At 66.8% G+C, this 26,163-nt stretch carries 27 protein-coding genes and 1 pseudogene; 21 read left to right on the top strand and 7 right to left on the bottom strand.

Annotation, left to right across the window (positions count from 1 at the left end):
• Positions 1–21: 21 nt before the first annotated feature.
• From ACTJI2_RS06740 to ACTJI2_RS06725, 4 genes are all read right to left on the bottom strand, one after another.
• Entirely contained in the window at positions 22–255 is a 234-nt protein-coding gene (locus tag ACTJI2_RS06740) for a SlyX family protein (protein ID WP_141453069.1), read from the bottom strand.
• Positions 245–1,597 carry a UDP-glucose dehydrogenase family protein gene (locus tag ACTJI2_RS06735; RefSeq protein ID WP_318288952.1) on the bottom strand — a complete coding sequence of 451 codons (1,353 nt, stop codon included), beginning with the start codon at positions 1,595–1,597 and terminating at the stop codon, positions 245–247. Before ACTJI2_RS06735 ends, ACTJI2_RS06740 begins: the two co-directional genes overlap by 11 nt.
• A gap of 31 nt (positions 1,598–1,628) precedes the next feature.
• Positions 1,629–2,564 carry an FKBP-type peptidyl-prolyl cis-trans isomerase gene (locus ACTJI2_RS06730; protein WP_183641776.1) on the bottom strand — a complete coding sequence of 312 codons (936 nt, stop codon included), beginning with the start codon at positions 2,562–2,564 and terminating at the stop codon, positions 1,629–1,631.
• Between the two features lie 79 nt (positions 2,565–2,643).
• Complete coding sequence (locus ACTJI2_RS06725; RefSeq protein ID WP_440841610.1) at positions 2,644–3,177, bottom strand: glutathione peroxidase; 534 nt, start codon at positions 3,175–3,177, stop codon at positions 2,644–2,646.
• Positions 3,178–3,336: 159 nt separating this feature from the next.
• Between ACTJI2_RS06725 and ACTJI2_RS06720 the strand changes: the two genes are divergently transcribed.
• From ACTJI2_RS06720 to ACTJI2_RS06690, 7 genes are all read left to right on the top strand, one after another.
• On the top strand, positions 3,337–3,591 hold the full coding sequence (locus tag ACTJI2_RS06720; RefSeq protein WP_192197729.1) for a hypothetical protein: 255 nt from the start codon (positions 3,337–3,339) through the stop codon (positions 3,589–3,591).
• A gap of 3 nt (positions 3,592–3,594) precedes the next feature.
• Positions 3,595–3,957 (top strand): GntR family transcriptional regulator, encoded by a 363-nt coding sequence (locus tag ACTJI2_RS06715; RefSeq protein WP_183641782.1) that lies wholly within the window; start codon positions 3,595–3,597, stop codon positions 3,955–3,957.
• Entirely contained in the window at positions 3,957–4,832 is an 876-nt protein-coding gene (locus ACTJI2_RS06710; protein ID WP_183641784.1) for an ABC transporter ATP-binding protein, read from the top strand. The genes ACTJI2_RS06715 and ACTJI2_RS06710 overlap by 1 nt, the downstream gene beginning before the upstream one ends.
• On the top strand, positions 4,829–5,824 hold the full coding sequence (locus ACTJI2_RS06705; RefSeq protein WP_440841530.1) for an ABC transporter permease: 996 nt from the start codon (positions 4,829–4,831) through the stop codon (positions 5,822–5,824). The genes ACTJI2_RS06710 and ACTJI2_RS06705 overlap by 4 nt, the downstream gene beginning before the upstream one ends.
• Before the next feature lie 59 nt (positions 5,825–5,883).
• Positions 5,884–6,726, top strand: coding sequence for a hypothetical protein (locus ACTJI2_RS06700; RefSeq protein ID WP_440841529.1), 843 nt, complete (start codon positions 5,884–5,886; stop codon positions 6,724–6,726).
• Between the two features lie 11 nt (positions 6,727–6,737).
• The gene (locus tag ACTJI2_RS06695; RefSeq protein WP_192197726.1) at positions 6,738–7,277 is read left to right on the top strand and encodes a DUF2884 family protein; all 540 of its coding nucleotides are present in this window, start codon (positions 6,738–6,740) and stop codon (positions 7,275–7,277) included.
• Between the two features lie 81 nt (positions 7,278–7,358).
• Positions 7,359–8,585 (top strand): serine hydrolase domain-containing protein, encoded by a 1,227-nt coding sequence (locus ACTJI2_RS06690; protein WP_440841528.1) that lies wholly within the window; start codon positions 7,359–7,361, stop codon positions 8,583–8,585.
• Positions 8,586–8,820: 235 nt separating this feature from the next.
• Here the strand turns inward: ACTJI2_RS06690 and ACTJI2_RS06685 are convergent, their stop codons facing one another.
• Complete coding sequence (locus tag ACTJI2_RS06685; RefSeq protein ID WP_440841527.1) at positions 8,821–9,147, bottom strand: hypothetical protein; 327 nt, start codon at positions 9,145–9,147, stop codon at positions 8,821–8,823.
• Between the two features lie 62 nt (positions 9,148–9,209).
• Here ACTJI2_RS06685 and ACTJI2_RS06680 point away from each other — a divergent pair, with 62 nt between their 5' ends.
• Positions 9,210–9,515, top strand: a complete 306-nt coding sequence (locus ACTJI2_RS06680) for a DUF2268 domain-containing putative Zn-dependent protease (RefSeq protein ID WP_440841525.1) — start codon at positions 9,210–9,212, stop codon at positions 9,513–9,515.
• On the opposite strand, the gene ACTJI2_RS06675 is transcribed toward ACTJI2_RS06680, so the two are convergent.
• Entirely contained in the window at positions 9,496–10,995 is a 1,500-nt protein-coding gene (locus ACTJI2_RS06675; protein ID WP_440841524.1) for a class II fumarate hydratase, read from the bottom strand. The genes ACTJI2_RS06680 and ACTJI2_RS06675 overlap by 20 nt on opposite strands.
• Positions 10,996–11,135: 140 nt before the next feature.
• Between ACTJI2_RS06675 and purB the strand changes: the two genes are divergently transcribed.
• From purB to pilH, 12 genes and pseudogenes are all read left to right on the top strand, one after another.
• Complete coding sequence (gene purB / locus ACTJI2_RS06670) at positions 11,136–12,503, top strand: adenylosuccinate lyase (protein WP_318288948.1); 1,368 nt, start codon at positions 11,136–11,138, stop codon at positions 12,501–12,503.
• A gap of 42 nt (positions 12,504–12,545) precedes the next feature.
• Positions 12,546–12,944, top strand: a complete 399-nt coding sequence (locus ACTJI2_RS06665; RefSeq protein WP_440841523.1) for a VOC family protein — start codon at positions 12,546–12,548, stop codon at positions 12,942–12,944.
• The gene (bla, locus tag ACTJI2_RS06660) at positions 12,941–13,861 is read left to right on the top strand and encodes a subclass B3 metallo-beta-lactamase (protein ID WP_440841522.1); all 921 of its coding nucleotides are present in this window, start codon (positions 12,941–12,943) and stop codon (positions 13,859–13,861) included. Before ACTJI2_RS06665 ends, bla begins: the two co-directional genes overlap by 4 nt.
• Positions 13,858–15,036, top strand: a complete 1,179-nt coding sequence (locus ACTJI2_RS06655) for a ribosomal protein uL16 3-hydroxylase (protein WP_440841521.1) — start codon at positions 13,858–13,860, stop codon at positions 15,034–15,036. The genes bla and ACTJI2_RS06655 overlap by 4 nt, the downstream gene beginning before the upstream one ends.
• Positions 15,033–15,941 carry a GNAT family N-acetyltransferase gene (locus ACTJI2_RS06650; RefSeq protein WP_440841519.1) on the top strand — a complete coding sequence of 303 codons (909 nt, stop codon included), beginning with the start codon at positions 15,033–15,035 and terminating at the stop codon, positions 15,939–15,941. The genes ACTJI2_RS06655 and ACTJI2_RS06650 overlap by 4 nt, the downstream gene beginning before the upstream one ends.
• Before the next feature lie 222 nt (positions 15,942–16,163).
• Positions 16,164–18,995 (top strand): 2-oxoglutarate dehydrogenase E1 component, encoded by a 2,832-nt coding sequence (locus ACTJI2_RS06645; RefSeq protein WP_440841518.1) that lies wholly within the window; start codon positions 16,164–16,166, stop codon positions 18,993–18,995.
• A gap of 60 nt (positions 18,996–19,055) precedes the next feature.
• The gene (gene sucB / locus ACTJI2_RS06640) at positions 19,056–20,273 is read left to right on the top strand and encodes a dihydrolipoyllysine-residue succinyltransferase (protein WP_440841517.1); all 1,218 of its coding nucleotides are present in this window, start codon (positions 19,056–19,058) and stop codon (positions 20,271–20,273) included.
• 102 nt (positions 20,274–20,375) lie between these two features.
• On the top strand, positions 20,376–21,818 hold the full coding sequence (gene lpdA / locus ACTJI2_RS06635; protein WP_440841516.1) for a dihydrolipoyl dehydrogenase: 1,443 nt from the start codon (positions 20,376–20,378) through the stop codon (positions 21,816–21,818).
• Positions 21,819–21,963: 145 nt separating this feature from the next.
• Positions 21,964–22,557: a TIGR00730 family Rossman fold protein gene (locus tag ACTJI2_RS06630; protein ID WP_440841515.1), complete on the top strand. Its 594-nt coding sequence runs from the start codon at positions 21,964–21,966 to the stop codon at positions 22,555–22,557.
• A gap of 18 nt (positions 22,558–22,575) precedes the next feature.
• Positions 22,576–22,785 (top strand): annotated as a pseudogene (locus ACTJI2_RS06625) (GIY-YIG nuclease family protein); the annotation flags it as partial.
• Between the two features lie 109 nt (positions 22,786–22,894).
• Positions 22,895–23,887 carry a YhdH/YhfP family quinone oxidoreductase gene (locus ACTJI2_RS06620; protein ID WP_440841514.1) on the top strand — a complete coding sequence of 331 codons (993 nt, stop codon included), beginning with the start codon at positions 22,895–22,897 and terminating at the stop codon, positions 23,885–23,887.
• Positions 23,888–23,996: 109 nt separating this feature from the next.
• Positions 23,997–24,389 carry a twitching motility response regulator PilH gene (gene pilH, locus ACTJI2_RS06615; protein WP_141453090.1) on the top strand — a complete coding sequence of 131 codons (393 nt, stop codon included), beginning with the start codon at positions 23,997–23,999 and terminating at the stop codon, positions 24,387–24,389.
• 161 nt (positions 24,390–24,550) lie between these two features.
• On the opposite strand, the gene ACTJI2_RS06610 is transcribed toward pilH, so the two are convergent.
• Positions 24,551–25,438 (bottom strand): DnaJ C-terminal domain-containing protein, encoded by an 888-nt coding sequence (locus tag ACTJI2_RS06610; RefSeq protein ID WP_440841513.1) that lies wholly within the window; start codon positions 25,436–25,438, stop codon positions 24,551–24,553.
• A gap of 241 nt (positions 25,439–25,679) precedes the next feature.
• Here ACTJI2_RS06610 and ACTJI2_RS06605 point away from each other — a divergent pair, with 241 nt between their 5' ends.
• Positions 25,680–26,159, top strand: coding sequence for a peroxiredoxin (locus tag ACTJI2_RS06605; protein WP_440841512.1), 480 nt, complete (start codon positions 25,680–25,682; stop codon positions 26,157–26,159).
• Positions 26,160–26,163: the final 4 nt, after the last annotated feature.

Genomic DNA, 26,163 nt, shown 5'->3' with positions numbered 1-26,163 from the left:
GCGGGCGCGGTGCCAAGCGTATCAATAATGCGGCGGCGGCGGCTCGTCGGCGGGATCGGCGTACAGCTCGCCCCGCAGCTTGCGCAGGTCCGACAACAGGTTCATCAGCAGCTCGGTATTGCGCCCGCTCTCGGCGCGGGCGTCGGCCAGGGCCTCGCTCAGCTCGGCCATGGCCTGCTCCTGGAAGGTCAGGCGTGTCTCCAGTTCGACCAGGCGCTGTTCCAGCCGGTCCTGCGCGAACAGGTCACTCGGCATGGATGGAACGTCCGCGGCCGATGCCGTAGTACGCGAGGCCGGCCTGTTCGACTTCGGCCGGCTCGTAGAGATTGCGGCCGTCGAAAATGACCGCGTCCTTGAGCAGGCTCTTGAGCCGGGAGAAATCCGGGCTGCGGAACTGCTTCCATTCGGTCACCACCACCAGCGCATCGGCACCGTCCAGCGCGGACGCGGCGGAGTCGCACAGCACCAGATCATCGCGCTCGCCGAAGATGCGGCGCGCTTCATGGCTGGCTTCCGGATCGTAGGCGCGGACCTTGGCGCCGCCCTCCCACAACTGCGCCAGCAGGCGACGGCTGGAAGCTTCGCGCATGTCGTCGGTGTTGGGCTTGAATGCCAGTCCCCACACCGCGAAGGTGCGACCGCGCACGCCCTCGTCCTCGCCACGGTCGTAGTGGCGCTGGATCAGTTCGTACAGGTGTCCCTTCTGGGCGTCGTTGACCTCTTCCACGGCATCGAGCAGGCGCGGCGTGTAGCCATGCTGCTGGGCGGTGCGGGCCAGCGCCTGCACGTCCTTGGGGAAGCAGGAACCGCCATAACCGGCGCCCGGATAGATGAAATACCAGCCGATGCGCGGATCCGAGCCGATGCCCTGGCGGACATGCTCGACGTCGGCGCCGACACGCTCGGCGATGTTGGCGATCTCGTTCATGAAACTGATCTTGGTCGCCAGCATCGCGTTGGCCGCGTACTTGGTCAGTTCCGCCGAACGCACGTCCATCACCACGATGCGCTCGTGGTTGCGGTTGAATGGCGCGTACAGGCGCTTGAGCTTCTCGACCGCGGCCGGATTGTTGGCGCCGATGACGATGCGGTCCGGGCGCATGCAGTCCTTGACCGCGTCGCCTTCCTTCAGGAATTCCGGGTTGGAGACCACATCGAACGGGACTTCAATGCCGCGCTTTTGCAGCTCCGCCTGGATCGCGTCACCCACGCGATCGGCGGTGCCGACCGGCACCGTCGACTTGTCGACCACCACGGTCGGCCGCTGGATGTGCTGGCCGATGGTGCGGGCCACCGCCAGCACGTATTGCAGATCCGCGCTGCCATCCTCGTCCGGCGGCGTGCCCACGGCGATGAAGATCACCTCGCCGTGCGCGATCGCTTCTGCCGCGTCGGTGGTGAAACGCAGGCGGCCGGCGGCATGGTTGGCCTTGACCATCGGTTCCAGCCCGGGCTCGTAGATCGGGATGACACCGTTGTTCAGGCCTTCGACCTTGGCGGCATCGATATCGACGCAGATGATGTCGTGGCCGACCTCGGCCAGACAGGTACCCGTCACCAGGCCGACATAACCGGTGCCGAAGATCGCTACTCGCATGCTGGAATTCCGTTATTGGGGGGAACGGGCTTTATTGCAGGATGCCCATCAACTCAACGTCAAAAGTAAGCGTGGCGTCCGGCCCGATCTTGCCGCCGGGCGCGCCTTCCTTGCCGTAGGCGAGGTCGCCGGGAATCCAGAAACGGTACTTGGCGCCGACGGGCATTAGCGAAACGCCCTCGGTCCAGCCGGGGATCACCTGGTTCAGGCCAAACTCAGCCGGCTGGCCACGATCGTAGGAACTGTCGAATACGGTGCCGTCCAGCAACGCGCCGACATAGTTCACGCGCACTCGGCTGCTCGGGGTCGGACGCGCGCCGTTGCCTTCGCGCAGCACCATGTACTGCAGGCCCGACGGCGTGGTGATCACGCCCTTCTTGGCCTTGTTCTCGGCCAGGAACTTGCTGCCTTCGTTGCGGTTGCGCTGCGCGCTCTCGCTCTGCCGGCGGATCATGAAGGCTTCCATCGTCGCCTTCGCGTCTTCGGCGGTCAGCAGCGGCTTGGCGCTCTTGTCCAGCGCGGTGCGCATGCCCTGCATCACCACCGCCATGTCCAGATCCTGCTTCAGCGGGGCCAGCGACGGTCCCACCATGTAGCTGCCCAGCATCAGGCCGACCTTGTCCTTGGCCACGGCCGGCGGCGGGCTGCCCGGCGGCATGCCCGGGATCTGCTGGCCCTGGCTGGCGGCCAGGTTGATGCGCAGCGCCTGGTCGGTGGCCTGCGCCTCTTCCTGGCTGATCAGCGGCTTGCCACCGTCCATCGCGTTCTTCATGGCGCGCTCGAACGCGGCCAGGTCAATGAACTTCGCAATCGGTTCGAACGATTGGCCCAGATCCAGGCCGACCGAGTAGCTGACCTTTTCGCGCTCATTCGTCAGCGCGGTTTTTTCCTGTGCAGACACGCTGCCTCCCAGCATCGAAAAAGTGATTGCCACAACCGCGGCGAAACCGCGCACCGACCGCTTCATCCCTCGACTCCTCGCAACTTGCCGCGATGGCGGCACCAATCCCGTATTGTCGCACGCAAGCTACGGCCGCGTGCAGGGTTCAACGCCGCGCCGCCTTCAGTTCGCGCTCGATGGCGGCCACCAGCGCGGGGTCATCTGGCTTGATCTTGCTGGGGAAATTCGCCACCACCCGGCCATCGCGCGCGACCAGGTACTTGTGGAAATTCCAGCCTGGCGCGACACCGGTGGCCTGGCTGAGCGAGCGATACAACGGCGTGGTTTCCGGGCCGATCACATGCACCTTCTCGAACATCGGGAACTTGACCCCGTAGGTCAGCGTGCAGAACTCCTGGATCTGCTGCTCGTTGCCGGGTTCCTGGCCCTTGAAATCATTGGACGGAAAGCCAAGCACCGCGAATCCGCGCCCGGCGTACTTCCGGTGCAGCGCTTCCAGGCCCTCGTACTGCGGCGTGAAGCCGCATTTGCTGGCGGTGTTGACGATCAGCAGGACCTGCCCGGCGTACTTCTCGTTCAGCCGGACCGTGGTCTTGCCGGCCAGCGGCCGATAGCTGACGTCCAGCAGCCCGGCGGCCCAGACGCTTCCCGCCGCCACCAAAGCGACGATTAAAGTCATGTTTTTCAGCCACTTGCGCTTCATCTGGAGTTCCTGCCGGTCGGGGGCGACAAGTATGCCTTCAGTTGGGTTACGAAACGGCGCCCGGGTAGTTGACGGCCTGTGTTCTGGTGTTATAGTTACATACAACACCACTCACCCAATGAAGGGGGAGACGCAATGAAACCGAAACTGCTCAATACGCTGTCCGGCCTGGCGGCCAGTGGCGCCCTCCTGACCCTGGGTCTGCTGATGGGCACCACCGGGACCCGCCAGCGGAATGCCATGGAAGGCAGTCCTTTGGCCGGCGTCGATTCCACCATCGAAGCCGCGGCCGCCGCCGAGGATGCGCAGGTCCACCCGCGCCGCCGCGCCCGCGCCACGCTGTCGATGCCCTATTTCTCATTCGCGCAGTCGCTGCGCCCACGGGGTTGAGCCATGGTCAACATCCAGTGGAGCGACGGTGCTCCCATCTACCGCCAACTGAAGGATCGGGTGATCGCCATGATGCTAGACGGAGTTCTGAAACCGGGCGACGCCCTCCCCTCCGTCCGCCAGGTGGCGGCCGAGTACCAGCTCAATCCGATCACCGTCTCGCGCGCCTACCAGGAACTGGCCGACGAGGCGCTGGTGGAGAAGCGCCGCGGGCTGGGCATGTTCGTCACCGACGAGGCTTCCAAGAAGTTGCTCAAGAGCGAACGCGAGCGCTTCCTGCACGATGAATGGCCGGCCGTGGCCCAGCGCATCGAACGCCTGGGGCTGTCGATCGAGGAACTGCTGCAAGTCAAGGGGAACAAGTGATGAGCGCCGTGATTTCCAATCCCGTGGTGACCGCCCAGGGCCTGCGCAAGGCCTACCGGAGCAAGCTGGCGCTGGACAACACCAGCTTCCAGATCGAGGCCGGCAAGATCATCGGCCTGATTGGCCCCAACGGCGCCGGCAAGACCACCGCGCTGAAGGCCATCCTCGGCCTGACCCCGTTCGAGGGCGACCTGAAGGTGCTGGGCCTGGATCCGCGCAAGCAGCGTGGCCAGTTGATGAACGACGTGTGCTTCATCGCCGACGTGGCGGTGCTGCCGCGCTGGATGCGGGTTCGCGAGGCCATCGATTTCGTGGCCGGCGTGCATCCCCGCTTCGACCGCGCAAAATGCGAGCGTTTCCTGGCCAACACCCAGTTGCGCCCGGACCTGCGGGTCCGCGAGATGTCCAAGGGCATGATCGTGCAGTTGCACCTGGCCCTGGTGATGGCGATCGACGCCCGCCTGCTGGTGCTGGACGAGCCGACCCTCGGCCTGGACATCCTCTATCGCAAGCAGTTCTACCAGCGCCTGCTGGAGGACTACTTCGACGAGCAGAAGACCATCATCGTCACCACCCACCAGGTCGAGGAGATCGAACACATCCTCACCGACGTGATGTTCATCCGCGACGGCCGGATCGTGCTGACCGCGCAGATGGACGAGGTGGCCGAGCGCTACACGGAGTTGCTGGTCTCTTCCGACAAGGTCGAACAGGCGCGCGCCCTGAACCCCATCGACGAACGCGGCCTGCCATTCGGCAAGAGCGTTTTCCTGTATGACGGCATCGACCGCGGCCGGCTCGCCGAACTGGGCGAGACGCGCAATCCCGGCCTGGCCGATCTGTTCGTCGCCATCATGAAAGGAACCTACGCATGAACACCGCCACCACTGTGCATGCCACCAAGGGCTCCGCCTTCAAGTGGCTGTTGAAACGGGAGTTCTGGGAAAACCGCGGCGGCTTCCTGTGGGCGCCGGTGATCACCGGCGCCATCATCACCGTGCTGTCCTTCATCGCCGCCATGATCGGGGTCATCAAGTTCTTCCAGGTGAAGAACGACATGGACTTCAACATGAACGTGGACGGTGACATGCTGGATCACGTCCGCCAGATCGGCCAGGTCGGCGACGGCATCCTGATGGGCGGCATGGGCCTGACCCAGATCGTGCTGGCGTTCGTGGTGTTCTTCTACGCCCTGGGCACCCTGCACGACGATCGCCGTGATCGCAGCATCCTGTTCTGGAAGTCGCTGCCCGTCACCGATACCCAGATGGTGCTGTCGAAGGCGACCTGGGCCCTGTTCCTGGGACCGCTGCTGGCCATCGGCATCGGCGTACTGGTCGGCGTGGCGCTGTGGATCATCGCCGCCAGCGCGATGGGCATCATGGGCGTACCGGGTGGCTGGGCGATGTTCACCCATTCGCATCCGCTGAGCATCATCGCCAACGTGCTGTCGACCCTGCCGATCTACCTGTTCTGGGCGCTGCCCGCGGTGGGCTGGCTGATGTTCTGCTCGGCCTGGGCGCGCAGCAAGCCGTTCCTGTGGGCGGTGCTGATTCCGGTGCTGGCCTGCGTGATCATCAGCATGCTGGGCATCCTGGGCATCGACATCCCGTATGGCCCGCTCTGGTACACCGTGGTCTATCGCGGCCTGCTGAGTGTGGTGCCAGGAACCTGGTCACCGCTGAACCTGAGCAACGACCAGCTGGCCGGCCAGAACGTCAACACCCCCGACGACCTGGTGCGGATGATGAACCTGGGCAACAACTGGCAGGTCTTCGGCACTGCCGACCTGTGGATCGGCGCGGTCATCGGCGCCGGCCTGATCGCCGCCGCCATCTACCTGCGCCGCTGGCGCGACAGCGAGTGATCCGGCCCGGGNCCGCCGCCCCCCCGGTCAACCACCCGCGTTCCGTACGGAGGATTCCCATGCACCGTGTTTTCCTGTCGCTGCCCGTCCTGGCCCTTGCCATCGCCATCGCGGCCCCGGCAATCGCCGCCGAAGACAATTGCAAGCACACCGAGCCCCGCCAACTGGACCTGGACATCGGCGATGCCAAGGCCGTGGTGTTCGACGTGGCCTCGCATGACCTGAAACTGGTGGCCCGCTCCGGCAACCACCACGGGCTGCGGGGCCGGGCCTGCGCCTCCGACGCCAAGCTGCTGCCGCAGTTGTCCGTCACCCAGCGCCGCGAGGGCGACAAGCTGGTGGTGCTCCTGCGACGCGAAGGCCGGAGCCAGAGCATCTTCTTCAGCAAGAACTACGCCTACCTGGAACTCGACGGCAGCGTGCCCGATAACATGCCGGTCCAGCTCAAGGTCGGGTCGGGGGACGCGGAGGTACGCGGTGCCGCCATCGTCAGCGCCGACGTCGGCTCCGGCGACGCGGTGATCCGCGAAACCCGCGGGCTGGTCGCCTTCGATGTCGGGTCCGGCGATGTCGAAGTCGATGGCGCCGGCTCGCTGAAAGGCATCAGCATCGGCTCCGGCGACGCGCAGGCGCGCCACGTCCGCGGGCCGGTCAGCATCGGCACCATCGGTTCGGGCGATTTCGACCTCGAGGATGGTCAGGGCCGGGTCGAGATCGAATCCATCGGCTCCGGCGATGCCGAGCTGTCCCGCATCGGCGGCGACGTTGTCATCGGTAGCGTCGGTTCCGGCAATGTCGGCGCGCGCGAAGTCCGCGGCGGCCTGAGCGTGCGTTCCGTCGGCAGCGGCTCGATCGATCATTCCGGTGTCGCCGGCACCGTTTCCCTTCCCCGTCGCCATTGAGGAATTCCGCCATGCGCACTCCGTCCCTTTCCGCCAGCCTGGGCGTCGGCCTGGTCCTGGCCCTCTCGCTGGCCGCCTGCAAGCCGCAGGCCAGCATCGACAATGGCAACGGCAAGATCGCCCGCTTCGGCGACGGCGAACTCACCATCAACGCCGATGGTTATCCCAAGGCCAAAATCGGCGCCAACGGCGACCTGGTCATCGACGGCAAGGCGGTGGCGCTGACGCCGGATCAGCGCAAGCTGGTCTCGGCCTACTACGGCGAACTGGAAGGCATCACCCAGGCCGGCATCGCGGTCGGCAAGCAGGGCGCCAAGATGGCCGGCAAGGCGGTCGGGGCGGCGATCAGCGGCGTGATCAGCGGCAACACCGACGACATCGACGCGCGGATGGACGCCGAGGCCAAGAAGATCGAGGCCGAGGCGAACAAGATCTGCACCCGCCTGACCGGACTGCGCACCGCCCAGGACGCGCTGGCGGCGCAGGTGCCGGCATTCCGTCCCTACGCCAACCTGGATCAGCAAGACATCGACGACTGCGGCAAGGACTGATCCTTCCGCAGGACCGGTCATTTTCCCGCCGCGGCAAGGGGTTTGCCGCGGCGGTTCCACGACAAGACGCGAGGCCGAACCATGAAAGGGATGTGGTCGCTGTTGTTGTGCCTGTGCACCGTCGCCGTCCCCGTTGCGGGCATGGCCGCGGAAAGCGTCCCCGACCCGGTCGAAACGCTGATGCGGGAGGCCCGCGTGACTGGCCTCGCACTGGCCGTCATTCATGACGGCAAGGTGGCCGAGTTGAAGACCTACGGCCTGCGCGACGTCGAACGGAACCTGCCGCTGACGCCCGATACCACGATGTACGCCGCTTCGCTCACCAAGGGCGCCTTCGCGTACGCGGTGATGGGGCTGGTGCGGGACGGGCGGCTGGATCTGGATCGCTCCATCGCCGACTACCTGCCCCGCCCGCTGCCGGAGTACGAGAAGTACGCCGATCTGGCCGGCGACGAACGCTGGCGGCGACTGACCCCGCGCATGCTGCTGGCGCATACCGCCGGCTTCCCGAATTTCCGGTTCTTCACTCCGCAAGGCTACGACGAACACGCGAAGCTGGCCTTCGCGTTCGACCCCGGCGGCCGTTTCGCCTACTCCGGCGAGGGCATCAACCTGCTGCAGTTCGTGATCGAGCATGGCCTGGGCGTCGATGTCGGCACGCTGATGCAGGAACGGGTGTTCGATCGCTTCGGCATGCGCGGAAGCGGCATGACCTGGCGCGACGCGTTCGCCGCCAACCTGGCGCAGGGCTACGACGAGGACGGGGAATCCCTCGGCCACAAGCAGCGCGGCGCGGTGCGGGCCGCCGGTTCGATGGATACCACCCTGCGCGATTTCGCGGCGTTCCTGGCCGGCCTGTCGCGCAACGAGGGGCTGGACGCCGGGACACGCGACGAATTGTTCGGCACGCAGGTGCGCATCGATTCGGTCCAGCAGTTCCCCACCCTGTCCACCGAGACCACCACCGACAACGCGGCGATCGAACTGGCCTACGGGCTCGGCTGGAGTGTGTACCGGACACAGGAAGGCCGGGCGTTCTTCAAGGGCGGGCACGACGACGGCACCCGCAACATCGCGGTGTGCGTGCGCGACGGGCGTGACTGCCTGCTGCTGATGAGCAACAGCTCCAATGCCGACAGCATTTTCCCCTATCTCATCGAGTACAAGCTGGGACCGGTCTGCTTTCCCTGGTACTGGCAAAGCTACCTGCCCTACGACCATCCTGAATTGCGCGCGCCGGATGCCAATGCGCAACCGCATCCCCCCTGCACCGGTTGGCCGCTGCCCGCCAAGGTTGCCTCCCGATGACCATTCGCCCACGCCGGGTCACACCCGCGAGCCCCGCGCGTCCTGATCTCCGGACGCATCCCGCGCCGCTCTTCCAGGACTTCCCATGAAACGCCGACTTCCGCTGCTGCTGTTCCTGCTCGTGCCCGGTTTGGCGATCGCCGGCGAGCCCATCGATTTCCACTACACCAACCCGCAGGTGCTGGCGGCCACCGATGCCAAGGCCGTCGGCGACGCCTGGTTCGCCCGCTGCGCGTCAGGCGGCCAGTTCGCGGACCTGGCGCGCGGCTACGCGCCGGATCCGCGCCTGACCCGCGAACAGCGCGAATCGGCCGAGAACGGCTTCGATCGGGCCCATTTCGAAAAAATCGCCCAATCCACCTATGACCGCGTGGTCGCCGATCTGCCGCAGGGCCGGCTGACGCTGTGCGTGGATTTCACCACTCCGGACGACGCGTTCACGCGTGATCGCATGCAGGGCGTGATCGCGCTGACCGCCGGCAGCGGCAAAGTCGTCGTCAAGCTGCATCCACAGGCTGACTGGGCGAAGCTGCTGCCGTACGTGCTTGCGCACGAGCTCCATCACAGCTACTGGCGCAGGAGCAGTTCCATCCGGATGCCGCGTTCACCCTCGCCGACTATCTGGTGTTCGAAGGCCGCGCCGATTACTACGCCAACCAGGTGTTCGGCGCGCACCCGGCCCCGTGGATCCACGCCCTGGACGACGCCCAGTACACCGCGACCCTGGCCGCGTTCCGTCCCAACCTGGGCGAGACCTCTCCACAGGTATTGATGGGCTCGATGTTCGGCAATCCGCAGGCCGGTATCCCGATGTGGGCGGGCTACTCGGTGGGTTACCGCCTGGTCGCCGCGCGCCTGGACGGCAAGCCACACGACTGGGCGGCCATCACCGCGATGAAGGCCGCCGAGTTCATTCCCGCGGCGGAATGATCCGGTCTGAAGATCCGGCCATATGACGCCACCGCGGTGGAGGNCCGCCGCCCGGCTTGCCGTGGATGCCGCCCTTGGCGAGCACGGCCGGATCCAGCAACGGCTTCAGCACTTTCTCCGGCAGGCCGGTGACCTCGCGCGCCACGTCGAGCACCGCGCGATTCTCCTTGTAGGCCTGCTTGGCGATGGCCGCGCCCTTCTCGTAGCCGATCACCGGGTTCAGCGCGGTCACCAGGATCGGATTGCGATCCAGTGCTCGCCTGATGTTGTCCTCACGCACCTTGAGTCCGTCGATGGCGGTGTCGGCGAGCAGGCGCGACACATTCGCCAGCAGTTGGATCGAATCCAGCAGATTGGCCGCGATCAATGGCAGGGTCACGTTGAGCTGGAAGTTGCCGGTCTGCCCGGCCACCGTGATCGCGGTGTGGTGGCCCATCACCTGCGCGCACACCATCACGGTCGCTTCCGGAATCACCGGATTGACCTTGCCCGGCATGATCGAGCTGCCCGGCTGCAGGGCCGGCAGTTCGATCTCGCCCAGGCCGGCCAGCGGCCCGGCGTTCATCCAGCGCAGATCGTTGGCGATCTTGGTCAGCGCCACGGCCAGTGCGCTGAGTTGGCCGGACAGTTCGACCGCGTCGTCCTGCGCCGCCAGCCCTTCGAACTTGTTGCCGGCGCTCTCGAACCGCGCGCCGGTCTGCTTCGACAGCGCCTTCGCGACCCGCGCGCCGAAACGCGGATCGGCGTTGATGCCGGTGCCGATCGCGGTGCCGCCCAGCGGCAACCGGCGCAGCCGCTTGAGGCTGTCGGCGATGCGCTCCTCGGCCGAGGCCAATTGCGCCGACCAAGCCGAGAACTCCTGGGCGAAGGTCAGCGGCATCGCGTCCATCAGATGGGTTCGGCCGGTCTTGACGATCCTGCCGAGCGCCTTGCCACGTCGATCGATGGTCCGGCACAGGTGTTTCACCGCCGGCAGCAGGTCTTCCAGCACGGCCAGCTGCGCGGAGACGCGGATGGCGGTGGGAATGACGTCGTTGGAACTCTGGCCCAGGTTGACGTGATCATTCGGATGTACACCCTTGCGCCCGGCCTTGCCGGAACGGTTGGCGAGCGCGGCAATGACCTCGTTGGCATTCATGTTCGACGAGGTGCCCGAACCGGTCTGGTAGATGTCGATCGGGAAGTGCGCGTCGTGTTCGCCGGCGGCCACTTCCAGCGCGGCGGCACGGATGGCCCGCGCGGTGACCTGCGGCAACAGGTCCAGGCCGGCGTTGACCTCGGCGGCGGCGGCCTTGATCAGCCCCAGCGCGCGGATGAAGCCGCGCGGCATCGGCCGGCCTGAAATCGGGAAGTTCTGCACCGCGCGCTGGGTCTGCGCGCCCCAGAGGGCGTCGGCGGGCACCCGCAGCTCGCCCATGCTGTCCCGTTCCACCCGGTTCCGTTCGTCGCGGGCCGCACCCGCCTTGGTTTTCCTGCTCATCAGCGCCTCCTGTGGGGATGGTCTACGGCTGGCGCCGGGTGGTGGAACCGGCTGCTTGCGAGGGCCGCCAGCATACGCCAGGCCGGCCGGAGGCCGTCTCGCGGTAAACTAGAACGCTCCTTTTCAGCCCCACGCCCCCCATGTCGGAATCCGCCCTGCTCGCCCTGTCCCCGCTCGATGGCCGCTACGCCGGCAAGGTCGACGCCCTGCGTCCCATCTTTTCCGAGTACGGGCTGATCCGGGCGCGAATCAAGGTGGAGGTCGAATGGCTGCTGGCGCTGGCCGCCGAGCCCGGCATCGTCGAACTGCCGGCCTTCTCCGACGCGGCGGCCACCCGCCTGCGCGCACTGGCCGACGGTTTCTCGGTCGCCGACGCCGCCCGGGTCAAGGAGATCGAGCGCACCACCAACCATGACGTCAAGGCGGTGGAGTACTTCATCAAGGAGCGCCTGAAGGACGACGCCGAACTCGCCCCGGCGCTGGAGTTCGTCCATTTCGCCTGCACCAGCGAGGACATCAACAACCTCAGCTACGGCCTGATGCTGGAACAGGCCCGCCGCGAGGTGCTGCTGCCGTCGCTGGACGCCGTCGCCGCCTCGCTGCGCGCGCTGGCCCACGCCCAGGCCGGCCAGCCGATGCTCTCGCGCACCCACGGCCAGACCGCCTCGCCGACCACCCTGGGCAAGGAAATCGCCAACGTGGTCGCACGCCTGGAACGCCAGCGCCGGCAGATCGCGGCGGTCGAACTGACCGGCAAGATCAACGGCGCGGTCGGCAACTACAACGCCCACGTCGCCAGCTATCCGGACGTGGACTGGCCGGCGTTCGCGCAGCGTTTCGTCGAGAGCCTGGGCCTGGTCTTCAATCCCTACACCACCCAGATCGAGCCGCACGACAACGTGGCCGAAATCGGCGACGCCGCGCGCCGCGCCAACATCATCCTGATCGACCTGGCCCGCGACATCTGGGGCTACATTTCGCTGGGCTACTTCAAGCAGAAGCTCAAGGAAGGCGAAGTCGGCTCCTCGACCATGCCGCACAAGGTCAATCCAATCGACTTCGAAAATGCCGAAGGCAACTTCGGGCTGGCCAACGCGCTGTTCGAGCATTTCAGCGCCAAGCTGCCGATCAGCCGCTGGCAGCGCGACCTCACCGATTCGACCGTGCTGCGCGCGCTCGGCACCGCCTTCGGCCACAGCCAGGTGGCGCTGGACTCGCTGGCCAAGGGCCTGGGCAAGCTGGAAGTGAACCCGCAGCGCTTGGACGCCGACCTCGACGCGGCCTGGGAAGTGCTGGCCGAAGCCGTGCAGACGGTGATGCGCCGCCACGGCCTGCCCAATCCGTACGAACAGCTCAAGGCGCTGACCCGCGGCCAGGGCATCACCGCCGACTCGATGCGCGCCTTCATCGAATCGCTGGAACTGCCCGCCGACGCCAAGCAGCGCCTGCGCGAGATGACGCCGGGCAGCTACACCGGACTGGCCGAAACGCTGGCCCGGAAGATCTGAGGCCGCCCGGATCCCGCACGCCGACTCCGCAGGACCGCTCCCATGCAACTGCTGATCAATCTCGACGTGCCGGATCTGGAAGCCGCCGAAGCGCTATACCGGCGTGCGTTCGGCCTGACCACCGGACGCCGCTTCGGCGACGACGTGGTGGAACTTTTAGGCGCGCAGGCGCCCATCTACCTGATCCGCGCCGCCGCCGATACCGAGGGTGCTCCCGGCTCGCGCCGCCACTACGGCCGCCATTGGACGCCGGTGCACCTGGACGTGGTGGTCGAGGATCTGGATACCGCGCTGGCCACCGCCGTCCAGGCCGGCCTCCAACCCGAAACCTCCATCCGCGAAGCCCGCTGGGGCCGCATCGTGCGCCTGGCCGATCCGTTCGGCCACGGCTGGTGCCTGTTGCAGTTCGTTGGCCGCGGTTACGACGAGATCGCCACATGAAGCCATTTCCGCCGAGGATGTCCATCCCGGCCGCCGCGTTCCTGGTGCTGGCCGCCCTGCCCGCCGGCCGGGCCTGGGCGGACGATGCCCCCGCCTGCCCGGCCGAGCCGCGCTGGGACGACCCGGCCAAGCCGCTGCGCCTGCATGGCAATACCTGGTTCGTGGGCACCTGCGGCATCAGCGCGTTGCTGATCACCTCGCCGCAGGGGCATGTCCTCATCGACAGTGGCACCGCCGCGGGCGGGCGCCAGGTGCTGGCCAACATCCGCACGCTCGGATTCCGCCCGGAAGACGTGCGCGCCATCGTGATCTCGCACGAGCATTTCGATCATGTCGGCGGCCTGGCCGATCTGCAGCGCGCCACCGGCGCGCCGGTACTGGCGCGCGAACCGGCCGCCGCCACGCTGCGACGCGGCGCCAATGACCGCAGCGATCCCCAGTTCGGGCAACTCGAATCCTTCACTCCCGTCGCCGACGTACGCACCATCGGCGACGGGGAAACCGTCACCGTCGGCCCGCTGTCGCTGAAATCCATTCCCACGCCGGGCCATACCCCGGGTGCGGCGTCCTGGACCTGGCGCTCCTGCGACGGCAGCGAATGCCGCCAGTTCGTCTATGCCGACAGTCTCTCCGCGTTCTCCAGCGATCAGTACCGCTTCGGCGACGAGCAAGCCCATCCCGGTTACGTCGCCGCCTTCCGGCAGGCCCTGGATCGGGTCGCCGCGCTGGATTGCGACATCCTGGTGACGCCGCATCCGTCCGCCAGCCGTCTGTGGTCCCGCGTCGGCCCCGGCGCCAACGAACCGCTCGCGAACACCAACGCCTGCCGCGCCTACGCGCAGTCCGCGCGCGAACGCCTGGACAAGCGCCTGGCCGAAGAAGCCGCCCCCGCTCCCGCAAACTCCCCACGCCCATGATCGAAGTCCACGCCACCGCCAAGCATTTCCTCGGCATGCCCGCCGCGCGTTTCCTCAGCGAGTACTGGCAGAAGAAGCCGCTGCTGATCCGTAACGCGTTCCCGCATTTCCAGTCGCCCATCCAGCCGGACGACCTGGCCGGACTGGCCTGCGAGGAAGGCGCGCTCTCGCGCATCGTCATGCACGATCGCGAACGCGACGCCTGGACCCTGCGCACCGGCCCGTTCCAGGAAGAGGAATTCCCCGGCATGCCGCACCACGACTGGACCCTGCTGGTGCAGGACGTGGACAAGTGGGATCCGGACGTGCGCGCGTTGCTGGCGCATTTCGATTTCCTGCCGCGTTGGCGGCTGGACGACATCATGATCAGCTTCGCCGCCACCGGCGGCTCGGTCGGCGCGCACGTGGATCAGTACGACGTGTTCCTGCTGCAGGCGCAGGGCCAGCGCCGCTGGCAGATCGACGCCGGCGAGAATCCGCCGCTCGGCTTCCGCGACGACGTCGAGCTCAAGCTGCTGCGCGAGTTCACGCCCACCCACGACTGGGTGCTGGATCCGGGCGACATGCTCTACCTGCCGCCGGCCGTGCCCCACCACGGCGTGGCGGTGAATCCGTGCCTGACCATCTCCGTGGGCATGCGCGCGCCCTCCTCGGCCGAACTGATCAGCGACTACCTCGACACCCTGGTCGCCGATGCCGACGACCGCATGCGCTACCACGATGAGGATCTGGCGCCGCCGCGCGATCCCAACGAAATCGACGCCGCGGCGATGGCCCGCGTGGTCGAAGCGCTGAACGCGCTGCGGATGAACGATCCGGATCGCCTGGGCGACTGGTTCGGCCGTTTCATCACCACCTACCGTGCCGCCGGCGATGTCGCGCCCGCGCCGGAACAGCGCTCGCGGATCGAAATCGAATGGGATCTCGAACACGGCGCACGGCTGTACCGCCATCCGTTCTCGCGGCTGGCCTGGCGGCGCGCGCGCAAGGGCGCGACCCTGTTCTGTTCGGGCCACGACTACCCGATGCCGGTGGCGGACGCGCGCACCCTGGCCGCGGCGGAGACGCTTGACGGCCACGGCTACGCCGGCCTGTCGGCCACCGGTCGCGACGCGGTGATGGCGCTGCTCGCCCAGGGTCACTACCAGCTGGTGCTGGCAGGGGAAGAGGATTGAACACCGCCGGCTTCCGGGTCGAGCCGGTCGAGTACGCCCTGCAGCGGGACGACCTGCTGCGGGTGCGCGAGATCGTGTTCGTACAGGAACAACGGGTGCCGCTGGAAGAGGAACGCGACGCCATGGATCCGCTCTGCCGGCACGTACTGGCGCGCGATGACGCCGGCCGGCCCATCGGCACCGGGCGGCTGACCCCGGAACACCGGATCGGCCGGATGGCGGTCCTGCGGGAATGGCGCGGGCGCGGCGTCGGCGACGCCCTGCTAGCCGCACTGCTGGCCGAGGCCCGCAAGCGCCGCCTGCCGGAGCTGACCCTCAACGCCCAGGTCAGTGCCGAAGCCTTCTATGCCCGGCACGGCTTCGTACCCTACGGTCCACGGTTCCACGAGGCCGGAATCGAGCACCAGGCCATGCGCCGGCGCCTGGACGGCGCCACCGCCATCGAGGATCTGGCCGGGGCCAGGGCCACCCTGCTGGCCCTGTCCAGCGGCAGCCGTCGCCAGCTGCGGATCTACAGCCGGGACCTGGAGCCGGGCCTGTTCGACGCCCCGGAGGTGCTGGACGCCCTGCGCCGGCTGGCCACCCGCCCCGGCGCGGTGGAAGTCCAGATCCTGCTGCAGGACGCCGGCACTCCCCAGCGCCGGCAGGCACCGCTGCTGCCTCTGGCCCAGCGCCTGCCCAGCGTGTTCCTGTTCCGCGAAGTGCACGATCCGGTGGACCGCAACTATCCCTCGGCCTATGTCGTCAGCGACGCCGATGGCTACTACTTCCGCCCGCTGGGGCACCGTTTCGACGGCGAAGCGGACCCGGACGCGGCCGGCCGCGCGCGCCAGCTGCGCGAGGAATTCGCCCACGTGTGGGAACGCTCACGCCCCTGCACCGAGTATCGCGCGCTGGGACTGTAGCCTTCTCCTCGCGAGGTTGCGGAAATCCGCGGGAATCGCGTCGATTGTGTCCGGTTTGTCATCCGCGTGGCCCAGACTGCGCCTTTAGTCCAATACCTTTATGCCCCGTTCCCGCCTTGCGGGTATAATTTTGGGGTTGTCTTCCGCCCGCGCGGGCCCACATCGAATCCGCCGACCCCGTCCCTCCAAGACCATTCCGACAGCAAGCACCTCATCGCCATCGTGGACAATCTCCTGAAGCAGTTTGCGCAATCCTCGCAACTCAACGGAGGCAATGCCTCCTACGTCGAAGACCTGTACGAGCAATACCTGGTTGACCCGGACAGTGTGGGTCCCAAATGGAAGGCCTACTTCGACGGTTTCAAGGGCCGCGAGGCCGGTGACGTGCCCCACTCGGTGGTCATCGAGCAGATTGCCGCGGCCTCGCGCCAGGCGGCGAACAATGGCCATGTGGCGGCCCCGGCCGGCGGCGACGAGCGCGAGCGCAATGTCGGCCGCCTGATCACCGCCTACCGTTCGCGCGGCCACCTGGGCGCCAACCTGGATCCGCTGGGCCTGAGCCCGCCGATGAATCCGCCGGATCTCGGCCTGGCCTTCCATGACCTGTCCGACAAGGATTTGGACAGCGAATTCAGCACCGGCAACGTGGCCGGCCAGCCGCGCATGAAACTGCGCGACCTGCTGACCCGCCTGAAGGCCGCCTACACCGGCTCGATCGGCGCCGAATTCATGCATATCTCCGAGGTCGAGCAGCGCCAGTGGCTGTACCAGCGGCTGGAAGCGGCCGCCGGCAACTATGGCCTGGATGCGGCGGCCAAGCAGCGCACCCTGGAGCGGCTGACCGCCGCCGAGGGTCTGGAGCGCTACCTGCACACCAAGTACGTCGGCCAGAAGCGCTTCTCGCTGGAAGGCGGCGATTCGCTGATCCCGCTGCTGGATACGCTCATCCACCGCGCCGGTGCCGGCGCGGTCAAGGACATCGTGGTCGGCATGGCCCACCGCGGCCGCCTCAACGTGCTGGTCAACACCCTGGGCAAGAGCCCGCGCAAGCTGTTCGACGAGTTCGAGGGCAAGTTCGAGCACGACAACAGCCTGGCCCATGCCGGCGACGTGAAGTACCACATGGGCTTCTCGGCCGACATCGCCACCCCGGGCGGTCCGGTCCACCTGGCGCTGGCCTTCAACCCCTCGCACCTGGAAATCGTCGATCCGGTCGTGGCCGGCAGCGTGCGTTCGCGCCAGGAGCGCCGCAACGACACCTCCCGCCAGGCGGTGCTGCCGATCATCATGCACGGCGACGCGGCGTTCGCCGGCCAGGGCGTGGTGATGGAACTGTTCCAGATGTCGCAGGCGCGCGGTTTCGCGGTCGGCGGCACCCTGCATGTCGTGATCAACAACCAGATCGGCTTCACCACCAGCGCCCGCGACGACGCCCGCTCCACCCTGTACTGCACCGACGTGGCCAAGATGATCGGCGCACCGGTGCTGCACGTGAACGGCGACGACCCGGAAGCGGTGGTGTTCTGCGCCAACCTGGCCTACGAGTTCCGCCAGCAGTTCAAGAAGGACGTGGTCATCGACCTGGTCTGCTATCGCCGCCATGGCCACAACGAGGCCGACGAGCCGGCGGCCACCCAGCCGCTGATGTACCAGACCATCCGCAAGCACCCGACCACCCGCGAGCTGTACGCGGCCAAGCTGGAAGGCGCCGGCGTGCTCCCCGCCGAAGGCGGCAAGGTGCTGGTCGATCAGTATCGCAACAAGCTGGATTCGGGCGAATACACCACCGAGCTGGCCAAGCAGAAGGGCGACGAACTGGCGATCGACTGGTCGAAGTACGTGTCCGGCAAGCTCAGCGATCCGGTCGACACCAAGGTCAAGCGCAAGGCGCTGGATTCGCTGGCCAAGATCATCAACACCATTCCCTCGGGCGTGTCGCTGCACCCGCGCGTGGCCAAGATCTATGAAGACCGCGCCAAGATGGCCGCCGGCGATCTGCCGGGCGACTGGGGCTTCGCCGAAAACCTGGCGTACGCCACCCTGCTGGCGGAAGGCAACGGCCTGCGCCTGGTCGGCCAGGATGCGGGCCGCGGCACCTTCTTCCATCGCCACGCGATCCTGCACGACCAGAAGACCGACAGCTATTTCCTGCCGCTGCGGCAGCTGGTGGAATCGCCGGAGCAGGCCACGATCATCGATTCGCTGCTCAGCGAAGAAGCGGTGATGGCGTTCGAATACGGCTTCTCCACCACCGATCCCAACACCCTGTGCATCTGGGAAGCGCAGTTCGGCGACTTCGCCAACGGCGCGCAGGTGGTGATCGACCAGTTCATCGCCGCCGGCGAGGCCAAGTGGGGACGCGTCAGCGGTCTGACCCTGCTGCTTCCGCACGGCTACGAAGGCCAGGGTCCCGAGCACAGCTCGGCTCGCCTGGAGCGCTTCCTGCAGTTGTGCGCGCTGGAGAACATGCTGGTCTGCGTGCCGACCACGCCCGCACAGGCCTACCACATGCTGCGCCGGCAGATGCGCATGACCACCCGCAAGCCGCTGGTGGTGATGACGCCCAAGTCGCTGCTGCGCCACAAGCTTGCCGTGTCCACCCTGGACGAGCTGGCCAACGGCGAGTTCCAGCACCTGATCCCGGACAAGGCCGCCGACCCGAAGAAGGTCAAGCGCGTCGTGCTGTGCTCGGGCAAGGTCTACTACGACCTGCTGGAAGACCAGCAGAAGCGTGGCCAGGACGACGTCGCGCTGGTCCGCATCGAACAGCTGTATCCGTTCCCGCGTCCGCAGCTGGCCGCCGAGCTCAAGCGCTTCGGCAAGGCCACCGACGTGGTCTGGTGCCAGGAAGAGCCGCAGAACCAGGGCGCGTGGTACCAGATCCGCCACCATCTCAACGCCTGCCTGGGCGAGAAGCAGAGCCTGCACTACGCCGGCCGCCCGCGCTCGCCCTCGCCCGCCGCCGGTCATTTCGCCGAGCACGTCGAGGAACAGCTGAAGCTGGTCGCCGACGCGCTGGTCAACAAGTTCGAAAACGACGTGGTCGCCGAGTAAGCGGCGCCCGCATTCCATCCTTCAAAGCACGCCACCAAAAAAAACAGGACGCCTCCATCCATGGCCACTGAAGTCAAAGTTCCGGTTCTCCCCGAATCCGTCTCCGACGCCACCATCGCCACCTGGCACAAGAAGGTTGGTGACGCGGTCAAGCGCGATGAGAACCTCCTGGATCTGGAAACCGACAAGGTCGTGCTGGAAGTGCCGTCCCCGGTCGACGGCGTGATCAAGGAAATCAAGTTCAAGGAAGGCGACACCGTGACCAGCCAGCAGTTGCTGGCGATCATCGAGGAAGGCGCGGTCGCCGCCGCGCCGGCTCCGGCCGCCGAGGCCCCCAAGGCTGAAGCACCGAAGGCCGAGGCTCCCGCCGCCACTGCCGCACCGGCGCCGGCCGCCAAGTCCACTCCGGCCCCGGCCGCCGCCGGCGTCGAAAGCCTGCCGCCCGGCGCCCGCTTCACCGCCGTCACCCAGGGCATCGATCCGGCGCAGGTGGAAGGCACCGGCCGCCGCGGCGCGGTGACCAAGGAAGACCTGGTCAACTACGCCAGCGGCAAGACCGCCGGCGTGTCCGGCGGCGCACGTCCGGAAGAGCGCGTGCCGATGACCCGCATCCGCGCCCGCATCGCCGAGCGCCTGATGCAGTCCAAGAACTCCATCGCCATGCTGACCTCGTTCAACGAGGTCAACCTGGGCAAGGTCATGGCGATGCGCAAGGAACTGGGCGAATCGTTCGAGAAGGCCAACGGCATCAAGCTGGGCTTCATGAGCTTCTTCGCCAAGGCCGCCGCCAACGCGCTGCAGCGCCATCCGGTGGTCAACGCCTCGGTCGACGGCAACGACATCATCTACCACGGCTACGCCGACATCTCGATCGCCGTGTCCACCGACAAGGGCCTGGTCACGCCGGTGCTGCGCAACGTCGAGCGCCAGAGCTTCGCCGACATCGAAAAGGGCATCGCCGACTACGCCAAGAAGGCGCGTGACGGCAAGCTGGGCCTGGAGGATCTGCAGGGCGGCACCTTCACCATCACCAACGGCGGCACCTTCGGTTCGCTGATGTCCACCCCGATCGTCAACCCGCCGCAGAGCGCCATCCTCGGCATGCACGCGATCAAGGAACGCGCCATCGTCGAGAACGGCCAGGTCGTGGCCGCGCCGATGATGTACATCGCGCTGTCCTACGATCACCGCATCATCGACGGCAAGGACGCGGTGCTGTTCCTGGTCGACATCAAGAACCAGCTGGAAAATCCGCACCGCATGCTGCTTGGCATGTAAGCGCCGGGAATCGGGAATGGAGAATCGGGAATCGTCAAAGCCCGCTCCATCCCGCTTTTGCGATTCCCCATTCCCAATTCACCATTCCCGTGTGAGCGAAGCATGAGCGAACAACAACAATTCGACGTCGTCGTCATCGGTGCCGGTCCCGCCGGCTATCACGCCGCCATCCGCGCCGCGCAGCTGGGCATGAAGGTCGCCTGCATCGATGCCGCGCTGGGCAAGGACGGCAAGCCGGCCCTGGGCGGCACATGCCTGCGCGTGGGCTGCGTGCCCTCCAAAGCGCTGCTGGACAGCTCGCGCCAGTTCTACAACCTGCAGCACCTGTTCGGCGAGCACGGCATCAGCACCAAGGACGCCAAGATCGACGTCGCCACGATGGTGGGCCGCAAGGACAAGATCGTTAAGCAGTTCACCGGCGGCATCGCGATGCTGTTCAAGGCCAACAAGATCACCCCGTTCTACGGCTTCGGCCAGCTGCAGCCAGGCAACGTGGTCAAGGTCAAGCAGCATGACGGCAGCGAAGTCGAGCTCAAGGGCACCAACGTGATCCTGGCGGCCGGTTCGGATTCCATCGAACTGCCGTTCGCCAAGTTCGACAACGAATACATCGTCGACAACGTCGGCGCGCTCGACTTCACCGCCGTGCCCAAGCGCCTGGCCGTGATCGGCGCCGGCGTGATCGGCCTGGAACTGGGCAGCGTGTGGAAGCGCCTCGGCGCCGAAGTCACCATCCTGGAAGCCCTCCCCGATTTCCTCGCCGTCGCCGATGCCGAAGTAGCCAAGACCGCGGCGCGCGAATTCAAGAAGCAGGGCCTGGATATCCGCCTCGGCGCCAAGGTCAGCAAGACCGAAATCACCGGCAAGGGCAAGACCAAGGAAGTCGTGGTCACCTACACCGATGCCGAAGGCGAGAAGACCCTGACCGTGGACAAGCTGCTGGTGGCCGTGGGCCGCCGCGCCGCCACCAAGGGCGTGCTGGCCGACGGTACCGGCGTGAAGCTCAACGAGCGCGGCCAGATCGAGGTCGACGAGCATTGCCACACCGGCGTCGACGGCGTCTGGGCGGTAGGCGACTGCGTGCGCGGCCCGATGCTGGCGCACAAGGGCTTCGAGGAAGGCATCGCGGTGGCCGAACTGATCGCCGGCCTGCCCGGCCACGTCAACTTCGACACCGTGCCGTGGGTCATCTATACCGAACCGGAAATCGCCTGGGTCGGCAAGACCGAGCAGCAGCTCAAGGCTGAAGGCACTCCGTACAAGACCGGCAGCTTCCCGTTCGCCGCGATTGCCCGTGCCGTCGCGATGGGCGAGCCAGCCGGCTTCGTCAAGGTCATCGCCCACGCGGAAACCGATCGCGTGCTGGGCCTGCACCTGGTCGGCGTCGGCGTGTCGGAACTGGTGCACGAAGGCGTGCTGACCATGGAGTTCAACGGCTCGGCCGACGACCTGGCCCGCATCTGCCACGCCCATCCGACCCTGTCCGAGGCCATCCACGACGCCGCCATGGCGGTGGACAAGCGCTCGATCCACAAGGCCAATTGACAGCCGGGAATGGGGAATCGGGAATGGAGAATCGAAGGATGCTCCTTTCCATCCCCGCTCCCCGTTTCATACGACGCCGGGCAAGCCCGGCGTCGTGCGTTTCGGCTTTCCACGATTCTCCATTCCCGATTCCCCATTCCCGTCCATGAAAAGTATCTGTGTCTATTGCGGCTCCAACGCCGGCAGCAAGCCCCTCTACGCCGAACGCGCGGTCGCGCTGGGTGATCGCATCGCCCGCGAGGGATTGCAACTGGTCTATGGCGGCGGCAACGTCGGCCTGATGGGCATCGTCGCCGACGCGGTGCTGGCAGGTGGTGGCGAAGTGGTTGGCGTGATTCCGGAGCAACTGGTCAACTGGGAAGTCGCGCACAAGGGCGTGACCCGGCTGGAAGTGGTCGCCAACATGCACGAGCGCAAGAAGCGCATGTTCGACCTGTCCGACGCCTTCGTCGCCCTGCCCGGCGGCTTCGGCACCTTGGACGAGATGTTCGAAATGCTGACCTGGCGCCAGCTCGGCATCGGCGACAAGCCCTGCGCCTTCCTGGACGTCGATGGCTTCTATGCGCCGCTGATGGGCATGATCGACCGCATGGTCGAAGAGCGCTTCCTGCACCCGGATCAGCGCGAGGACCTGTGGCACGGCGAGGACCTCGGCGCGATGTTCGACTGGATGAAGGCCTACCAGCCGGCCCAGGCGTCGAAATGGATGGACGAGAAGCGGCGCAAGTCGCTGCGCTGAGGCGCCCCCCGGGAACGGATTCCCTGCGTCTACCTCCTGGCCAGCGGGCCGCGTGGAACGCTCCACATCGGCGTGACATCCCACCTGCCCGGACGCATCTGGCAGCACAAACACGCTCAGGTTGACGGCTTCACCCGCCGCTACCGGGTCCATACTTTGGTCTGGTGCGAAGTCCACGGCACGATGGAATCTGCCATCCTGCGCGAGAAGGCATTGAAGGCCTGGAAGCGGATCTGGAAGATCCAGTTCGTCGAGGATGCCAACGCCGGGTGGCGGGATTTGTATCCGGACATCCTCCCATCCCCCGTCCAAATTTCCGGAACCGGAGCGTCCCCACATGACTCTGCCCACCTCGTTCAACGCCTTCCGCATCCACAACGACGATCGCGGCTACCGCAGCGGCATCGAATCGATTTCGCTGGACGATCTGAATCCCGGCGAGGTGGTGATCAAGACCGCGTACTCCTCGGTGAACTTCAAGGATGCGCTGGCCGGCACCGGCGAAGGCAAGATCCTGCGGCGGTTCCCGCTGGTCGGCGGCATCGACGTGGCCGGGCACGTGGTGGCTTCCACCGATCCGGCGTTCCATGAGGGCGACGAGGTGCTTGTGACCGGCTGCGGCCTCAGCGAAACCCGCGACGGTGGCTACGGTGAATACGCCCGGCTGGAAGCAAAGTGGGTGATTCCCTTGCCCAAGGGGTTGAGCCTGCGCGAAAGCATGATCCTGGGCACCGCCGGCTTCACCGCCGCGCTGGCCCTGTACCGGATGCGGGACAACCGGCAGACGCCGGATCTGGGACCGCTGGCAGTCACCGGCGCGACCGGCGGCGTGGGCACGCTCGCGGTGAACATCTTCAGCCGCGCCGGCTACGAGGTGCACGCCATCAGCGGCAAGCCAGAACACGCGGACTTCCTGAAATCGCTCGGCGCCACCGAAGTGCTGGGACGCGATGCGCTGGCCACCCGGCGGCCGATGGAATCGGCGCGTTTCGGTGGAGGACTGGACAACGTGGGCGGAGCGATGCTGGCCAGCCTGCTGGCGCAGACCGCGCCCTACGGCAATGTCGCCAGCGCGGGCCTGGCCGCGACCGCCGAACTGGACATCACGGTCATGCCGTTCATCATCCGGGGCGTATCGCTCGTCGGCGTGGCTTCGGCCGGCACCGCGCGCGCCATCCGGGACGACATCTGGCAGCTTTTGGCCGACGACTGGAAACCGGCCCGCCTGGAGGCCATCTGCACCCGCGAAACCACGCTGGAAGGGCTGCCGGATGTATTCAGGAACATGCTTTCCGGGGGTTCGTTCGGCCGTACCCTGGTCACTTTCTGAGGTCGTCGGGGGCAGCCCGACGGCGTGTCCGGGAACGCCCCCGTTTCTTTCTCCCGGGCCCGCTCCTACAATCGGTGCGGGGACAATTTGGGGACACTCGGGGAACTCCATGGCACGCATTCTGATCGTCGACGATTCACCTTCTCAGTTGCTGGGCATCCAGCGCATCGTCGAAAAACTGGGGCACGAGTCCCTCACCGCCGAGGACGGCGCCGCGGGCGTGGAAGTGGCCAAGCGCGAGCTGCCGGACATGGTGCTGATGGACGTGGTGATGCCGAACCTCAACGGGTTCCAGGCCACCCGCACGCTGAGCCGCGAGGCCAGCACCAAGCACATCCCGGTGATCCTGGTGACCACCAAGGACCAGGACACCGACCGCATGTGGGGCCTGCGCCAGGGCGCCAAGGCCTACCTGACCAAGCCGTTCTCCGAGGACGAACTGGCCGAGGTCATCGAACGCGTGTTCAACGCGCGCGAACTGCCGGAACCGCCCGCGGCCTGATCCGCCCGGCGCTCAAACGTGATGAAGAAAAGCAGGCCATGGCCTGCTTTTCTTTTTGAGCGACGCTCACGCTCTCTCCCTGTGGGAGCGACGTCAGTCGCGATACCCGAACGACTGGCAANCCGCGAATCGCGACTGACGTCGCTCCCACAAGAGGTTGCTTACGGCTTCTCGCCGAAAGCCCGGGCCAGATCGCGATAGGCTTCCTGCTGCTCCTCGCTGGTGGCGCGCGGCGCGGTGATTTCCAGTTCGACGATCTGATCGCCCGCCGGATTGCCCGGCAGCCCACGGCCGCGCAGGCGCAGCTTGCGCCCGGCTTCCGAGTCCGGCGGAATCTTCACCTCGACCTCGCCGCCCAAGGTCGGCACGGTCATCGAGGCGCCCAGCGCCGCCTGCCAGGGCGCCACCGGCAGCACATAGATGATGTTGCGGCCATCGACCTCGAATTGCGGGTGCGCGGCGTACTCGATTTCCAGCAGCAGATTGCCGCCGCTGCCGCCCTGCCCGGCCAGCCGGATAGCCTGGCCCGGCTTGATGCCCTTGGGCACCCTGACCTCGAGCTGACGGCCATTGACGTTCACCCGCACGCTGCCGCCGTCGTGGACCGCCTGCAACGGCACCGCCAGCTTGGCGCGCGAGTCGCGCGGCGCGTGCGGTCCCCGTGCCTGCGGGCCGTCAGCACGTCCACGCCGTCCGAACAGGCCCTCGAAGAAGTCGCTGAAGCCACCGCCACCGCCTGTGCTGCCGAAAACCTCGTCGAAGTCGAAATTCTGCCCGCCATAACCGCCCTGGCCGAAATCCGGCGGCGGCCGGAACTCTTCGCCCGGGCGGTAGCCGCGCGCGCGCAACTGGTCATAGGCCGCGCGCTTCTGCGGATCCCGCAGCGCCTCGTAGGCCTCGTTGACCGCCTTGAACTGATCTTCCGCGCCGGCTTCCTTGCTGACGTCGGGATGGTACTTGCGCGCCAGCCGCCGGTACGCCGTCTTGATCTCGGCGTCGCCGGCGGTCGGTTCAACGCCCAGTACCGCGTAGTAATCCTTGAATTGCATCAGGTCTCCATTGGAAAACCGCGCCGGCCGGCCACCGGCTGGACACGGAGGCCCGCGAAGCGGGCGCCACGCGTCAATTCTAGCGGCTGGCGCGCCACTTGCCGGGCCCGGCGGCCTTCGGCTCCGGACACGAATGCCTGCCTATGGCCGCCATGGGCCATCACACTCTTTTCAGGCACGTAACGTCCCCATCGACCGGGCGGGCTAAACTCCATTCAGCCTTCCTCACCAGGACCCGACCATGACCATCCAGATTGGCGAACAAATTCCCGAAGTCATCCTCAAGCGCATCCGCGAGGGCGTCGAGACCATCGACACCCGCGCGCTGTTCGAGGGCCGCAAGGCCGTGCTGTTCGCGGTGCCCGGCGCATTCACCCCGACCTGTTCGGAAAAGCACCTGCCCAGCTTCGTCCAGCACTTCGAGGATTTCCGCAAGCGCGGCATCGAAGTGTTCTGCGTGTCGGTCAACGACCCGTTCGTCATGCAGGCATGGGGCAAGACCCAGCACGTGCCCGACGGCCTGCAGATGCTCGCCGACGGCAACGCCGACCTGGTCAAGGCGCTCGGCCTGCAGATGGACGCCAGCAGCTACGGCATGGGCATCCGCGCGCGCCGCTTCGCGCTGTATGCGGAAGACGGCGTGGTCCGCAACCTCTTCATCGAGGCACCCGGCGAATACAAGGTGTCCTCGGCCGAACACGTGCTGGCGAACATCGGCTGAGCGG

This window comes from Pseudoxanthomonas sp. 22568 (assembly GCF_052044485.1).
GTDB classification, from domain to species: Bacteria; Pseudomonadota; Gammaproteobacteria; order Xanthomonadales; family Xanthomonadaceae; genus Pseudoxanthomonas_A; species Pseudoxanthomonas_A beigongshangi.
The sequence above is the reverse complement of the archived record's forward strand: the minus strand, read 5'-3'. Positions and strand labels throughout refer to the sequence as shown.

What these genes read in the sequence shown, in the direction of transcription:
- ACTJI2_RS06740 (WP_141453069.1), bottom strand. Translation starts at nt 255, where the DNA reads ATGCCGAGTGACCTGTTCGCGCAGGACCGGCTGGAACAGCGCCTGGTC.
- ACTJI2_RS06735 (WP_318288952.1), bottom strand. Translation starts at nt 1,597, where the DNA reads ATGCGAGTAGCGATCTTCGGCACCGGTTATGTCGGCCTGGTGACGGGT.
- ACTJI2_RS06730 (WP_183641776.1), bottom strand. Translation starts at nt 2,564, where the DNA reads ATGAAGCGGTCGGTGCGCGGTTTCGCCGCGGTTGTGGCAATCACTTTT.
- ACTJI2_RS06725 (WP_440841610.1), bottom strand. Translation starts at nt 3,177, where the DNA reads ATGACTTTAATCGTCGCTTTGGTGGCGGCGGGAAGCGTCTGGGCCGCC.
- ACTJI2_RS06720 (WP_192197729.1), top strand. Translation starts at nt 3,337, where the DNA reads ATGAAACCGAAACTGCTCAATACGCTGTCCGGCCTGGCGGCCAGTGGC.
- ACTJI2_RS06715 (WP_183641782.1), top strand. Translation starts at nt 3,595, where the DNA reads ATGGTCAACATCCAGTGGAGCGACGGTGCTCCCATCTACCGCCAACTG.
- ACTJI2_RS06710 (WP_183641784.1), top strand. Translation starts at nt 3,957, where the DNA reads ATGAGCGCCGTGATTTCCAATCCCGTGGTGACCGCCCAGGGCCTGCGC.
- ACTJI2_RS06705 (WP_440841530.1), top strand. Translation starts at nt 4,829, where the DNA reads ATGAACACCGCCACCACTGTGCATGCCACCAAGGGCTCCGCCTTCAAG.
- ACTJI2_RS06700 (WP_440841529.1), top strand. Translation starts at nt 5,884, where the DNA reads ATGCACCGTGTTTTCCTGTCGCTGCCCGTCCTGGCCCTTGCCATCGCC.
- ACTJI2_RS06695 (WP_192197726.1), top strand. Translation starts at nt 6,738, where the DNA reads ATGCGCACTCCGTCCCTTTCCGCCAGCCTGGGCGTCGGCCTGGTCCTG.
- ACTJI2_RS06690 (WP_440841528.1), top strand. Translation starts at nt 7,359, where the DNA reads ATGAAAGGGATGTGGTCGCTGTTGTTGTGCCTGTGCACCGTCGCCGTC.
- ACTJI2_RS06685 (WP_440841527.1), bottom strand. Translation starts at nt 9,147, where the DNA reads ATGGAGCTCGTGCGCAAGCACGTACGGCAGCAGCTTCGCCCAGTCAGC.
- purB (WP_318288948.1), top strand. Translation starts at nt 11,136, where the DNA reads ATGTCGGAATCCGCCCTGCTCGCCCTGTCCCCGCTCGATGGCCGCTAC.
- ACTJI2_RS06665 (WP_440841523.1), top strand. Translation starts at nt 12,546, where the DNA reads ATGCAACTGCTGATCAATCTCGACGTGCCGGATCTGGAAGCCGCCGAA.
- bla (WP_440841522.1), top strand. Translation starts at nt 12,941, where the DNA reads ATGAAGCCATTTCCGCCGAGGATGTCCATCCCGGCCGCCGCGTTCCTG.
- ACTJI2_RS06655 (WP_440841521.1), top strand. Translation starts at nt 13,858, where the DNA reads ATGATCGAAGTCCACGCCACCGCCAAGCATTTCCTCGGCATGCCCGCC.
- sucB (WP_440841517.1), top strand. Translation starts at nt 19,056, where the DNA reads ATGGCCACTGAAGTCAAAGTTCCGGTTCTCCCCGAATCCGTCTCCGAC.
- lpdA (WP_440841516.1), top strand. Translation starts at nt 20,376, where the DNA reads ATGAGCGAACAACAACAATTCGACGTCGTCGTCATCGGTGCCGGTCCC.
- ACTJI2_RS06630 (WP_440841515.1), top strand. Translation starts at nt 21,964, where the DNA reads ATGAAAAGTATCTGTGTCTATTGCGGCTCCAACGCCGGCAGCAAGCCC.
- ACTJI2_RS06620 (WP_440841514.1), top strand. Translation starts at nt 22,895, where the DNA reads ATGACTCTGCCCACCTCGTTCAACGCCTTCCGCATCCACAACGACGAT.
- pilH (WP_141453090.1), top strand. Translation starts at nt 23,997, where the DNA reads ATGGCACGCATTCTGATCGTCGACGATTCACCTTCTCAGTTGCTGGGC.
- ACTJI2_RS06610 (WP_440841513.1), bottom strand. Translation starts at nt 25,438, where the DNA reads ATGCAATTCAAGGATTACTACGCGGTACTGGGCGTTGAACCGACCGCC.
- ACTJI2_RS06605 (WP_440841512.1), top strand. Translation starts at nt 25,680, where the DNA reads ATGACCATCCAGATTGGCGAACAAATTCCCGAAGTCATCCTCAAGCGC.